Source organism: Pseudomonas orientalis, from assembly GCF_001439815.1.
GTDB lineage: Bacteria > Pseudomonadota > Gammaproteobacteria > Pseudomonadales > Pseudomonadaceae > Aquipseudomonas > Aquipseudomonas orientalis.
Genome location: NZ_JYLM01000001.1, coordinates 253,045 through 266,005, shown reverse-complemented (window position 1 = coordinate 266,005; position 12,961 = coordinate 253,045). Strand labels below are relative to the sequence as shown.

At 62.2% G+C, this 12,961-nt stretch carries 12 protein-coding genes; 7 read left to right on the top strand and 5 right to left on the bottom strand.

Annotated elements, in window-relative coordinates:
* Nucleotides 1-84: 84 nt before the first annotated feature.
* On the bottom strand, nucleotides 85-1,647 hold the full coding sequence (locus TU82_RS01215; RefSeq protein WP_057721326.1) for a sigma-54-dependent transcriptional regulator: 1,563 nt from the start codon (nucleotides 1,645-1,647) through the stop codon (nucleotides 85-87).
* A gap of 257 nt (nucleotides 1,648-1,904) precedes the next feature.
* Here TU82_RS01215 and phhA point away from each other — a divergent pair, with 257 nt between their 5' ends.
* The 3 genes from phhA to TU82_RS01200 all read left to right on the top strand — a co-directional run bounded on the left by phhA (nucleotide 1,905) and on the right by TU82_RS01200 (nucleotide 4,343).
* Entirely contained in the window at nucleotides 1,905-2,696 is a 792-nt protein-coding gene (gene phhA / locus TU82_RS01210; RefSeq protein WP_057721325.1) for a phenylalanine 4-monooxygenase, read from the top strand.
* A 97-nt stretch (nucleotides 2,697-2,793) separates the two neighbouring features.
* Nucleotides 2,794-3,150, top strand: a complete 357-nt coding sequence (locus tag TU82_RS01205; RefSeq protein WP_057721324.1) for a 4a-hydroxytetrahydrobiopterin dehydratase — start codon at nucleotides 2,794-2,796, stop codon at nucleotides 3,148-3,150.
* Nucleotides 3,150-4,343, top strand: a complete 1,194-nt coding sequence (locus TU82_RS01200; protein ID WP_057721323.1) for an amino acid aminotransferase — start codon at nucleotides 3,150-3,152, stop codon at nucleotides 4,341-4,343. The genes TU82_RS01205 and TU82_RS01200 overlap by 1 nt, the downstream gene beginning before the upstream one ends.
* Before the next feature lie 186 nt (nucleotides 4,344-4,529).
* Here the strand turns inward: TU82_RS01200 and TU82_RS01195 are convergent, their stop codons facing one another.
* On the bottom strand, nucleotides 4,530-5,339 hold the full coding sequence (locus tag TU82_RS01195) for a UDP-2,3-diacylglucosamine diphosphatase (RefSeq protein WP_057721322.1): 810 nt from the start codon (nucleotides 5,337-5,339) through the stop codon (nucleotides 4,530-4,532).
* A gap of 142 nt (nucleotides 5,340-5,481) precedes the next feature.
* Between TU82_RS01195 and TU82_RS01190 the strand changes: the two genes are divergently transcribed.
* The gene (locus TU82_RS01190) at nucleotides 5,482-6,363 is read left to right on the top strand and encodes a DMT family transporter (protein ID WP_057721321.1); all 882 of its coding nucleotides are present in this window, start codon (nucleotides 5,482-5,484) and stop codon (nucleotides 6,361-6,363) included.
* A gap of 2 nt (nucleotides 6,364-6,365) precedes the next feature.
* Here the strand turns inward: TU82_RS01190 and TU82_RS01185 are convergent, their stop codons facing one another.
* Nucleotides 6,366-6,653 (bottom strand): Rdx family protein, encoded by a 288-nt coding sequence (locus tag TU82_RS01185; protein ID WP_057721320.1) that lies wholly within the window; start codon nucleotides 6,651-6,653, stop codon nucleotides 6,366-6,368.
* Between the two features lie 83 nt (nucleotides 6,654-6,736).
* On the opposite strand from TU82_RS01185, the gene TU82_RS01180 reads away from it, so the two are divergent.
* The gene (locus TU82_RS01180; protein ID WP_057721319.1) at nucleotides 6,737-8,926 is read left to right on the top strand and encodes a patatin-like phospholipase family protein; all 2,190 of its coding nucleotides are present in this window, start codon (nucleotides 6,737-6,739) and stop codon (nucleotides 8,924-8,926) included.
* 78 nt (nucleotides 8,927-9,004) lie between these two features.
* Here TU82_RS01180 and TU82_RS01175 read toward each other — a convergent pair whose 3' ends face one another.
* Both TU82_RS01175 and recQ read right to left on the bottom strand, forming a co-directional pair.
* Nucleotides 9,005-9,439 carry a MarR family transcriptional regulator gene (locus tag TU82_RS01175; protein ID WP_057721318.1) on the bottom strand — a complete coding sequence of 145 codons (435 nt, stop codon included), beginning with the start codon at nucleotides 9,437-9,439 and terminating at the stop codon, nucleotides 9,005-9,007.
* A gap of 121 nt (nucleotides 9,440-9,560) precedes the next feature.
* Nucleotides 9,561-11,687 carry a DNA helicase RecQ gene (gene recQ, locus TU82_RS01170; RefSeq protein ID WP_057721317.1) on the bottom strand — a complete coding sequence of 709 codons (2,127 nt, stop codon included), beginning with the start codon at nucleotides 11,685-11,687 and terminating at the stop codon, nucleotides 9,561-9,563.
* Nucleotides 11,688-11,964: 277 nt separating this feature from the next.
* Between recQ and TU82_RS01165 the strand changes: the two genes are divergently transcribed.
* Nucleotides 11,965-12,552: a UPF0149 family protein gene (locus TU82_RS01165; RefSeq protein WP_057721316.1), complete on the top strand. Its 588-nt coding sequence runs from the start codon at nucleotides 11,965-11,967 to the stop codon at nucleotides 12,550-12,552.
* 20 nt (nucleotides 12,553-12,572) lie between these two features.
* Complete coding sequence (locus tag TU82_RS01160) at nucleotides 12,573-12,956, top strand: YbaN family protein (protein ID WP_057721315.1); 384 nt, start codon at nucleotides 12,573-12,575, stop codon at nucleotides 12,954-12,956.
* Nucleotides 12,957-12,961 lie beyond the last annotated feature (5 nt).

The following is a 12,961-nucleotide window of genomic DNA, read 5'->3' as shown; positions in this document are numbered from 1 at the left end:
GGGCTTGCCCCCGATAGCGATGTATCAGTCAGCTCATCTATAACTGACCTACCGCCATCGGGGGCAATCCCCCTCCCACATTGGTTATTTGTTGGCCTTGAGGATTTCGTAATCGCGCAGTTTGTTGGCGATGGTGGTGTGGGAAACGCCCAAGCGTTTTCCTAACTGCCGGCTGCTCGGATGCTCCGCATACAGGCTTTCCAACACCACCTTCTCGAAACGTCCGACGATGTCTTCCAGCCCACCCTCCAACGAGAAATCGCCAAGCGGCTGACGCACGCCATAATCGGGCAAGCGAATATGCTCAACCTTGACCGTCCCGCCTTCGCACAACGACACCGCCTGGAACAGCACGTTTTCCAACTGCCGCACATTACCCGGCCAGTGATAGTGACTGAGCTTGTCCATCGCGGCCGGCGCCAACCTGGGCAGCGGGCAACCGATCTGCCGGCTGGCTTGATCGAGAAAATGCTCGACCAGCGGCGCCAGCCCATCAAGGCATTCGCGCAGCGGCGGGATATGCAGCGACAGTACGTTCAAGCGGTGATACAGGTCCTGGCGGAATTCGCCGCGCGCGCACAGTTCGGACAAATCCACCTGGGTCGCACAGATTACCCGTACGTCGAGATACACCTCTTCATCGCTGCCCACGCGACGAAAGCAACCATCCTGCAAAAAGCGCAGCAATTTGACCTGCAGGCGTGCGCTCATTTCCCCTACGCCGTCGAGAAACAACGTACCGCCCGCCGTCAGCTCCAACAGCCCGAGCTTGCCTTCGGCCCGCGCGCCTTCAAACGCACCGGGGCCGTAGCCGAACAGTTCGGTCTCGGCCATCGACTCCGGCAAGCCGGCGCAGTTAAGCGCCATCAACGGCGATTGCCCACGCGGGCTGGCCAGGTGACAGGCCCGCGCCAGCAATTCCTTGCCGGTGCCGGTTTCGCCTTCTATTAATAGAGGCGCATCCAGCGGCGCCATGCGCCGGGCTTCACGCACCACCGCTGCCATGACCCTGGAGCTTTGAAAAATGCTGTCGAAGCCGCGCAGTTCCTGCTTGCGTACATTGTAGATACGCTCGCCGACCCGGTCGGCGCGGTGCAGGGTCAACACCGCGCCGGCCATGGCCTCGCTGTCGTCGTGTTCAGAGGACTGCAACGGCGCGATATCGGCCAGGAACACATCGCCCTTGACCTTGACCCGCAGGCCATTGATCCGCGATTTGCTCGCGCGCACCAGCTCCGGCAAGTCAAAGTCCTCGGCGTAGCGCGACAGGGGAATACCCGGCACTTCGTCCACGCGCACACCCAGCAACTGCGCCGCCGCCCGGTTGGCCGCGACAATGGAGCCGCCCATGTCGATGGACAGCACCGGAAATTCCAGGGCACCCAGCAGCGCATTGAGCTCCATATGCCGACGCTCGCTGGGCATCAGCCCTACCCTTTTCACGCCGAACACCCCGGCTATTGCCTCGAACTGCGGGCGCAGCGCCTGGAACTGCATGTTCACCAGGTTCGGGCAGAACAGGTAGATGGCATTGCCATGCTCGCCGCCGACCTCGCCCTTGGCGACGTTCACGCCGTACTCCACCAGCAGGTTGAGGATGTCCCGCAGGATGCCGATGCGGTTCTGGCAATGCACTTTGATACGCATGAAGAGGCCCGAAAAGTGGGGAGGCGCCGCGTCTTTTTGCCGCTGGGCGCAGATAGTCGTCAAGATTATGTGACAGCGCGCGGACATTTCCCAGCCCAATACCGCGCCGAGTCACGCATCCGTAACGAATAGTTTACGAAACGCAGTAACTTTTCCTACCCGGAGGCTTTTGAACCCGATGGAAACTCGCCGCGCGCGGGTTATCAATAGAGACACAGCAGGACATAACAAGAACGAATGCCTAGCAGGAGAGCCGTATGAAGCAGACGCACTACGTGGCCCGCGAGCCCGATGCGCAAGGTTTTATCCACTACCCGCCGGAAGAACACGCGGTGTGGAACACCCTGATCACGCGCCAGTTGAAGGTGATCGAGGGCCGTGCCTGCCAGGAATACCTGGATGGCATCGACAAGCTCGGCCTGCCGCTGGATCGCATCCCGCAGCTGGGCGAGATCAACCAGGTGCTGGCCGACACCACCGGCTGGCAAGTCGCCCGCGTGCCGGCGCTGATCCCCTTCCAGACCTTCTTCGAATTGCTCGCCAGCAAGCAGTTTCCGGTGGCGACCTTTATTCGTACCCGCGAAGAACTGGACTACCTGCAAGAGCCGGATATTTTCCACGAGATCTTCGGCCACTGCCCGCTGCTGACCAACCCCTGGTTTGCCGAATTCACCCACACCTACGGCAAGCTCGGCCTGGCGGCCACCAAGGAACAGCGCGTGTACCTGGCGCGTCTGTACTGGATGACCATCGAGTTTGGCCTGGTGGATACCCCTGAAGGCCGGCGCATCTATGGTGGCGGTATTCTGTCATCGCCCAAGGAAAGCGTGTATTGCCTGTCGGACGAGCCCGAGCACCAGGTGTTCGATCCGCTGGAAGCGATGCGCACGCCCTATCGCATCGACATCCTGCAACCGCTGTACTTCGTATTGCCCGAGCTCAAGCGCCTGTTCGACGTGGCGCAGGAAGACATCATGGGCATGGTCGAGCGCGGTATGCAGTTGGGCTTGCACGCACCGAAATTCCCTCCCAAGCCCAAAGCCGCGTGAACCTCGCGTTTTAACGCCAGATGAGTCTGTTCCCTGGCCCCGCGTTGCTTTAGGGTAACGCCACTGACCTTCAATCATTCGAATTCAGGACACCTTCATGACCACCTTGAACCAAGCCCATTGCGAAGCCTGCCGCGCCGACGCCCCGCAAGTCAGCGATGAAGAACTGCCGGTGCTAATCAAACAGATCCCGGACTGGAACATCGAAGTGCGCGACGGCGTGATGCAGCTGGAAAAGGTTTTCCTGTTCAAGAACTTCAAGTTCGCCCTGGCCTTCACCAATGCTGTAGGTGAAATCGCCGAAGCCGAAGGCCATCACCCGGGCCTGCTCACCGAATGGGGCAAAGTCACCGTGACCTGGTGGAGCCACTCCATCAAGGGCCTGCACCGCAACGACTTCATCATGGCCGCACGCACCGATGACGTGGCCAAGAGCGCCGAGGGCCGCAAGTAATGCACTTCGATGCGATTGGCCGCGTGCCTGGCGACCCGATCCTCGGGCTGATGGACCTGTATGCCCAGGATAGCAACCCGAACAAGTTCGACCTGGGCGTGGGCGTGTACAAGGACGACCAGGGCCTGACGCCGATTCCAGACTCGGTAAAACGTGCCGAGCAGCGCCTGGTCGATACCCAGGTCACCAAGACTTACATCGGCGGGCACGGCGATGCCGCCTTCGGTGCACTGATCAGCGAACTGGTGCTGGGCGCCGATTCGGCGTTGATCGCCGAACGTCGTGCCGGCGCCACCCAGACGCCAGGGGGCACCGGTGCCCTGCGCCTGAGCGCTGACTTTATCGCCCACAGTCTGCCTGGCCGTGGCGTGTGGCTGAGCAATCCGACCTGGCCGATCCACGAAACCATTTTCGCCAAGGCCGGGCTCAAGGTCAGTCATTACCCGTACGTGGGCAGCGACAATCGCCTGAATGTGGCGGCAATGCTGGCCACCCTGTCCACGGTGCCCAAGGGCGATGTGGTGCTGCTGCACGCCTGCTGCCACAACCCGACCGGATTCGACCTGTCCCGGGACGACTGGCGCCAGGTGTTGCAAATCGTGCGCGAGCGCCAGTTGCTGCCGCTGATCGACTTTGCCTACCAGGGCTTCGGCGACGGCCTGGAGCAGGACGCCTGGGCGGTGCGCCTGTTCGCCGCCGAACTGCCGGAAGTCTTGATCACCAGTTCCTGCTCGAAGAACTTCGGTTTGTATCGCGACCGCGTCGGCGCATTGATCGTGTGTGCGGCGGATGCCGAGAAGCTCACGGATGTGCGCAGCCAGCTCGCCAATACGGCGCGCAACCTGTGGTCGACGCCGCCGGATCATGGTGCGGCCGTGGTGGCGACCATCCTTGGCGATGCCGAGCTCAAACAGCAGTGGAGCGACGAAGTCGAAGCCATGCGCGTGCGCATTGCGCAGTTGCGCGCCGGGCTGGTGGAAGCGCTGGCGCCCCACGGCCTGGCTGAGCGCTTTGCGCATATCGGCACCCAGCGTGGGATGTTTTCCTATACCGGCTTGAGTGCCGAGCAGGTCCGGCAACTGCGTGAAAAGCACAGTGTGTACATGGTCAGTTCGGGCCGGGCGAATGTGGCCGGGGTTGATGCCACACGACTGACGCTGCTGGCCCAGGCCATCGCCGACGTCTCTGGCTGACGAAACCGAGGCCAAATGTGGGAGGGGGCTTGCCCTAACATGTGTAGGAGCGAGCTTGCTCGCGAAAAACTCACAGGCACCGCGTTCATTCAGGAAGCACGCGTTATCGTTGACGTTTTTCGCGAGCAAGCTCGCTCCTACAGGCATCAGGGCTTGCCCCCTCCCACATTTGGATTGAGTTGCCCCCTAGCCTGCAACCATTTCGGCTTTCAGCAGCGCCTCCCTGGCCTGCGCATCCGCCAACCGATACAACTCGATATGCCCATCCCAGTGCTCGATCAACGCCGTGCACGATTCCACCCAATCCCCGCAGTTGAGGTAATCCACCTCCCCCACCTTGCGGATCTCGGCATGATGGATATGCCCGCACACCACGCCGTGCAACTCGCGCTTGGTCACCTCGTGGGCGATGGCCTCTTCGAAATCGCTGATAAAACTCACTGCGGTTTTTACCTTGTGCTTCAAGTACGCCGACAGCGACCAATAACCGTAGCCATAGCGCGCTCGCCAGTGATTGAGCCAACGGTTCAGCGTCAGGGTGAACTCGTAGGCCGAGTCGCCCAGGAAGGCGAGCCAGCGGTGATAACGGGTGATCACGTCGAACTGATCGCCGTGAATCACCAGCAGATGGCGGCCGTCAGCGGTCACGTGCACGGCCTCGTCCACCAACTGGATATTGCCCAGGATCAGCTTGGAATAGCGCCTTAGAAACTCGTCGTGGTTGCCGGTGACATAGATCACCTCGGTGCCGCGCTTGGCCATGGTCAGCAGGCGACGGATCACGTTGGTGTGGGCCTGGGGCCAATACATGCCGCCACGCATTTTCCAGCCATCGATAATGTCACCGACAAGGTACACCTTGTCGGCATGATAGCCCTTGAGAAACTTCGATAAATGCTCGGCCTGGCAATCCCGGGTGCCCAGGTGCACGTCGGAAATCCACAGGGTTCGCACCCGTTGCTTGGGGCTGGGCTTGGCGAATTCGGCACGGGTCATGGGTGTCCCTCGACGCTGTTTTCGCGAGCTTGCGCCCGGGCGGTGAATAGCCCATGACAGCGGCGCGTCAGTCTGATGACAGCGCATTGCCCGGCAGGCGTTGTAGACTGCGCCCCTGTTACCCCTTGGTTCAAGGATCGCAATGACTCCCCGCTCAGCCCTCGGCGCCCTGCATATCGGCGCATTGATGTTCGGCCTTACCGGCGTGTTCGGCAAACTGGCGGCCGCCTCACCGGCCATCATCGTATTCGGGCGCGCTGCGTTTGCCGTGCTCGCTCTGGCGGTGTTTGCGCGCTTTGCCAGCAATGCGCCCTGGAAAACACTGCAAGGTCGCGACTGGCGCCGTTTGCTGGTCAGCGGCGTGCTGCTTGCCGCGCACTGGGTCACCTTCTTCATCGCCGTCAAAGTCGCCGGGGTGGCCGTGGCAACCCTGGGGTTCGCGGCCTTCCCGGCCTTTACGGTGGTGCTTGAAGGGCTGATCTTCCGCGAGCGGATTCGCGCCAATGAAATGATGCTGGTAGCGCTGGTCAGCATCGGCCTAGTGCTGGTGACCCCGGACTTCAACCTGGCCAGCGCAGCCACGGGCGGCCTGCTCTGGGGCATCGCATCGGGGCTGATGTTCGCCTTGCTGTCACTGAACAACCGCGCCAGTTCCGCACGCATCCCAGCGGTCCAGGCCGCGCTGTGCCAGAACGTGGTGGTCGCGGTCTGCCTGTTGCCCGTGGCGGCGCCGGGGCTGGCGGATGTGCGCGCTCTGGACTGGCTGTGGATCGGCCTGCTCGGCGTGTTCTGTACGGGCCTGGCCCACAGCCTGTTCGTCGCCAGCCTTGCCGTGATCAAGGCACGCACCGCCTCGGTGGTGTTTGCCATGGAACCGGTCTATGGCATCACCGTGGCCTGGCTGCTGTTTGCCGAAACGCCCACCCTGCGCATGCTGCTGGGTGGCGCGTTGATCATCGTCGCCATTGTGCTGTCCGGCCTGATGGGCAGCGCGAGCCAGGCCAGGCAGCCGCAGGCGACCTGACCTTATTGCGTGCGGTCGTTATGCCCCAGATCGCGCTGCGGGTCGATCTGATCGCGCACGCGCTGCTTGAGCACCTTGGCCTCGGGAAAACCGCCATCGACCTTGCGCTCCCAGATCTGTACAGCGTTACAGGTGATGCGAAACGCGCCGCCGGTTGACGGTTCCAGCGACACCCGGCCCAGGTCTTCGGCAAACGTACTCAACAACTCCTGGGCCAGCCACGCGGCACGCAGCAGCCACTGACACTGAGTGCAATAGGTGATCACGATCTCGGGTTTGCTGGCGGACATAACGTGAAAGGCTCCTGGGTGACGGCTTGAACGGATCGAGTGGCTATAATACCGGCCTTTATCGCCCAGCCTCGAGATTCATGATGCGCCGCCTGTTGTCCTGCCTGTTCCTGTGCCTGCTCCCCCTTCTCGCCGACGCCGTTGAAAGCCCGCGCCCGAAAATCGGCCTGGTGCTGTCCGGCGGCGCCGCCCGTGGCCTGGCACATATCGGCGTGCTCAAGGCGCTGGAAGAACAAGGCATCCAGGTCGACGCGATTGCCGGCACCAGCATGGGCGCGGTGATTGGCGGGTTGTACGCCTCGGGCTACAAGATCGACGAGCTGGAAAAGCTCGCCCTCGGTATCGACTGGCAACAGGCCTTGTCCGACGCACCGCCCCGGGAAGACGTGCCATTCAGGCGCAAGCAGGATGACCGCGATTTCCTGGTCAAGCAGAAACTCAGCTTCCGCGACGACGGCAGCCTCGGCCTGCCGCTGGGCGTGATCCAGGGCCAGAACCTGGCGCTGCTGCTGGAAAGCATGTTCGCCCACAGCAGCAACACGCGTAACTTCGACAAGCTGCCGATTCCGTTCCGGGCCGTGGCCACCGATATCACCACCGGAGAAAAAGTCGTGTTCAGCAAGGGCCACCTGCCCCAGGTGATACGCGCCAGCATGTCGATCCCCGCAGTGTTCGCGCCGGTGGAGCTGGACGGGCGCCTGCTGGTCGACGGCGGCATGACCGACAACATTCCCCTGGATGTGGCGCGGGAAATGGGCGTGGACATCGCCATCGTGGTGGATATCGGCACGCCGCTGCGCTCACGCAAGCAATTGGCGACCGTGGTCGATGTGCTCAACCAGTCGATCACCCTGATGACCCGGCGTAATTCCGAGGAACAGCTCAAGGCCTTGCACCCCAGGGACGTGTTGATCCAGCCGCCTCTGGCGGCCTACGGCGTGACGGATTTCGGACGCGCCAAAGACATGATCGACGCCGGCTACCGCGCCACCCGTGCCCTCGACCTGCGCCTGGCGCACCTGCGTCCCGCCGAGCCGGTCGACCCGCAACTGACCGCCGCCCGCACGCCGGGCGAGCGCACCCCGATCATTACGGCGATCGACGTGGAAAACGACTCCAAGGTCAGCGACGACGTGATCCGCTACTACATCCGCCAGGCGTTGGGCGAACCGCTCAACCTTGGCCGCCTGCAATCGGACATGGGCACGCTGTACGGCCTGGACTACTTCGAGCAGGTGCAATACCGCGTGGTGAAAAAGGGCAAGGACAATACCCTGGTCATCAGCGCGCGCGGCAAGCGCAGCGGCACCGACTACCTGCGCCTGGGGCTGAACCTGTCGGATGACATGCGCGGCGACAGCGCCTTCAATCTCGGCGCCAGCTACCGGGTGAACGGGATCAACCGCCTCGGCGCCGAATGGCTGACGCGGGTGCAGATCGGTGACCGCCAGGAGCTGTACAGCGAGTTCTACCAACCCATGGACACCGGCTCGCGCTACTTCGTCGCGCCTTATATCAGGGCCCAGGCGCAGAACGTCGAGCTGACCCTGGACAACGATCCCATCTCTGAATACCGGCTGGAGCGCTACGGTTTCGGCCTGAACGTCGGGCGGCAGATCGGCAACAGCGGCGAGATCCGCTTCGGCGTTGGGGAAGCCTGGGGCAAGGCGGACGTGCGCATCGGCGATCGCGACCTGCCGAGCATGAGCTTCAGCGAAGGTTTCTATGAGTTGAAATACTCGTTCGATTCTTTCGATAACGTCTACTTCCCGCACACCGGCGAAGACATCGGCCTGGCCTTCCGCGAGTTCGCGCCCGGGCTGGGTTCGGACCAGCGCTACCGTCAATGGGAGTTCAAGCTGGACAAAGCCATGAGCCACGGGCCCGACACCCTGATCCTCGGTGGCCGCTACGGACGCACCCTGGATGATTCGGATGTGGTGGTGTCCAGCTTCCTGCTGGGCGGCGCGCGACAATTGTCAGGCTTTCGCCAGGATGCGATCTCGGCCCAGAACATCAGCCTGATGCGCGCGGTGTACTACCGCCGCCTGACGCCGCGCTCGTACCTGCCGCTGGATTTTCCGCTGTACCTCGGCGCCTCGGTGGAACGCGGCCGGGCATGGAACAATGACAACGAGTTCGACAGCGGCTATATCAACGCGGCGAGCATTTTCCTCGGCTTTGATACGCCCTTGGGGCCGTTGAATTTCAGTTATGGGTTCAACGATGACAACCAGAAGGCGGTGTACTTGAACCTGGGCCAGACTTTCTAGAACGCTGCGCAAATCAAATGTGGGAGGGGGCAAGCCCCCTCCCACATTTTTGATCTTCACTGAACCTGGAACCTGGAATCAGGACTTTTCCAGATTCGCCAGGATGTGCCCATGGACGCGCATGCATACGCGCAGATCCGCTTCGTCCACCCCAACGAACAGTTCATGGCGCAACGCCGTGGCGATGGTCTCGATCTGGTCGATCAGCGGGCGGGCGGTGTCACACAGCAGGATACGTTTGGCGCGGCGGTCTTCCACGACGGCCTGGCGTTGCACCAGGCCCTGGCCTTCCAGGCTGTCGAGCAGACGCGCCAGGGTCGGCCCTTCCACGCCGACACTTTGTGCCAGTTCACGCTGGGTAGGTGCTTCGGTAAAGCGGGCCAGGTGCAGCAGCACCAGCCACCGCGCCTGGGACAGGCCCAGCCCCGCCAGGCGGCGGTCCAGCTCGGCGCGCCAACCTCGGGACATTTGCGCCAACTGCATGCCAAAACGGTGTTGATCGGTTAACGGCATAAAAAACTCATGGTTTAGACTGAAAATAAAGTGTGGCTAATTATTAGTCAGCTAAGCATGAGCCATGCCAGGAGGCAAGGCCCGGTATGTACTGATTCGTTACATTGTCGTAATTGCCACACTAAATTTCGAACTCCGACTGCAAAGCGGCCCGTACGCAGTACAAAACGCCCTCGGGAACCCGCCCGGCAAACAGCGGCGCCATCTCCGCGACAGGTGGCAATTCGCCCTCTCCGTCGAGGAAAGCATCCTGAATTTCGCCGAGCAGATCCTCCGGCAAATCAAGGGCCTGCTCCAGGGACAATTGCTGCTTGCCGATGGCTTCGGCCAGCAACGTATACACATTCTTTTCCGAGCATTGCAGCTGGCCGGCGATCTGTATCGGGGTCATGCCGGCGCGGGCCAGGCTGATCAGTTCGTGGCGAATATCGGCGATTTCCCTGGGTGCCTCGGCCTGGCCGCCGAGCACCTCGAGGAAGGCCTGGCCATAACGCTCCAGCTTGCGCGCGCCCACGCCGCTGACCCTGGCCATCTCGGCCATGCTGGTGGGCTGCTCGCGAAGCATCTCCAGCAAGGTGGAGTCGGGGAAGATAACGTAGGGCGGCACGCTGTGTTCCTGCGCCAGTTTGCGCCGCAGGGTACGCAACGCCTCCCACTGTTCACGCTCCTCGCCACGCACCAGCTGGCTGGCCTGGCTGGTGCTGCTCTTGGCGGTGGTCTGCGGTTTGAGGTCGCGGCGCAGCTCCAGGCTGACCTCGCCCTTGAGCAAGGGCCGGCAGCTGTCGTTCAGGCGCAGGCCGCCATAGCCTTCGATATCGATGTCGACCAGCCCGCGCGCGACCATCTGGCGGAACAGCGAGCGCCACTCGCCTTCGGCGCGCGCCTTGCCGACGCCGTAGACCGAGAGTTTCTCGTGGCCGAAGCTGCGGACCTTTTCGTTGTCCTTGCCCAGCAACACATCCACCAGATGACCGACGCCATAGCGCTGGCCGGTGCGGTAGATCGTCGACAACGCCTGGCGCGCCGGCTCGGTGGCGTCCCAGGTCTGCACGCCGTCGATGCAGTTATCGCAGTGGCCGCAGGGTTGCGGCATGTCTTCATCGAAATACGCCAGCAGCGTCTGGCGGCGGCAGCGGGTCTCTTCACACAGCGAGAGCATCGCGTCGAGTTTGTGCTGCTCCAGACGCTTGTGGCGCTCGTCGCCTTCGGAGTTCTGCAGCATCTGCTTGAGCATCACCACATCCTGCAGGCCATAGACCATCCAGGCATCCGCCGGCAGGCCGTCGCGACCGGCGCGGCCGGTTTCCTGGTAATAGGCCTCAAGGGACTTGGGCAGGTCCATGTGCGCCACGAAACGCACGTTGGATTTGTCGATCCCCATGCCGAAGGCGATGGTCGCCACCATGATCAGGCCTTCCTCGTTGAGAAAGCGCTTCTGGTGCGCCGAGCGTGTTTCATTGGGCAAGCCGGCGTGATAAGGCAGCGCCGGGTAACCCTGTTCACAGAGGAACGCGGCGACTTCATCGACCTTCTTGCGTGACAGGCAATAGACGATACCCGCATCGCTGCGCCGCTCGGAGAGGAACGCGAGCAACTGCTTGCGCGGCTGCTCCTTGGGCACGATGCGGTAGAAAATATTCGGTCGGTCGAAGCTCGACAGGAAACGCTCGGCGTTCTGCAAATGCAGGCGCTCGACGATTTCTTCGCGGGTACGCTTGTCGGCGGTGGCAGTCAGGGCGATGCGCGGCACGTCGGGAAACAGCTCCGCCAGTTGACCGAGCTGCAGGTATTCGCGGCGGAAATCGTGGCCCCATTGGGATACGCAGTGGGCTTCGTCGATGGCGAACAGGGCAATTTCCAGGCTCTGCAGGAACGCCAGCATGCGCGGCTGCACCAGGCGCTCGGGGGCCAGGTAGAGCATCTTCACTTCGCCGCGCTTGATCCGCGCGGCCAGGTCGCGCTGTTGCTCGGCGCTGAGGGTGGAATTCAGGGAGGCGGCGGCGACACCCAGTTCTTCCAGGGTCGCGACCTGGTCGTCCATCAACGCGATCAGCGGCGACACCACCACGGCCAGGCCATTGCGCAACAGCGCCGGCACCTGGAAGCACAACGATTTACCGCCACCGGTAGGCATCAGGACCAGCGCGTCACCGCCGCTGGCCACGCGCTCAATGATCGCACCCTGGCGGCCACGAAAACTGTCGTAGCCGAAGATGTCCTTGAGGACGCGTTGAGCCTGCTCGAGCATGTATAACTCCAAAAAATAGTCCCGAAACCCTCTGTACAGGCTGGCCGAAAAAATACGCCTTCACGGAAAATAATCCGTAAGCGAAGTTTTCGCGGACTGGCGCCTGGCCTGCACGGGCATCACAAAACGCGGCAGTATACCCGAGCGTCATCCGCCAAAGGACACCACTGACGAATTGCAGCCCGTCTCTAAAACCCGGCAAATATGCATGGCGACTGGCTTGGGCGCGCAAGAACGCCTAGAATTCAGCATCGTTTATTCCCAAGGTAACTCTTCAATGTCCTTCGCTGAGCAACTAACCCGCCTGCAAGCCTTCCTCGACGCCGATGAGCTGCATGACGAGGCGCTGGACTACGTGGCCGCCCACGGCTACCTGACCGCGCTGTCGATCTGCTCCGAAGTCGTACCGGACCGTGAGTGGATCGACGCGCTGTTCGCCGAAGAACCTCACTACGCCGACGACGCCCAGCGCGAAGAAATCGAAGCCACCCTGCTGGCCCTCAAGGCCCACATCAGTCGCCAACTGGCTTCCGATGAAGAGTTCGAGCTGCCCTGCGAACTGGACCTGGGCGACGATCCGGACGACTCCGACCTGCGCGGCTGGTGCATCGGCTTCATGGAAGGCGTGTTCCTGCGCGAAGCCGCCTGGTTCGAAACCGCCGAGGAAGAAGTCAGCGAAATGCTGCTGCCGATCATGGTCGGTTCGGGACTTTTTGAAGAAGAAGCCGAGTTTTCCGATATCGCCGCCGACGCCAACCTGATGGACGACATGATCGTGCAGATCCCGGAAGCCCTCACCGCGCTGTACCTGCTGTGCAACGCGCCTGACGAAAAACCGGCGATCCTCAAGCCACGTCACCACTGAGTCGTTTGCCCGTGGACCCCATGGGCAAGCGCTCGCCGCTCCTGCGTTACGCGCTGCTGGCCGTTGGCTGGCTGAGCGTAGCGCTGGGGGTGATCGGCATTTTCCTGCCGGTACTGCCGACCACACCCTTTCTCCTGCTGGCCGCCGCCTGCTTCGCTCGAAGCTCCCCGCGTTTCTATCACTGGCTGGTGGAACACCCGCGCCTGGGCCCCTGGATTCGTGATTACCTGGACGGTAACGGCATCCCGCTCAAGGGCAAGGTCTACGCCATCGGCTTGATGTGGCTGAGCATCGCCGTGTCCTGCTACCTGGTGCCGTTGCCGTGGGCACGCGGGTTCATGCTGACCAGCGCGGTGCTGGTGACGATTTACATCCTGCGCCAGAAAACCCTGCCCCCACGATAAGCCGC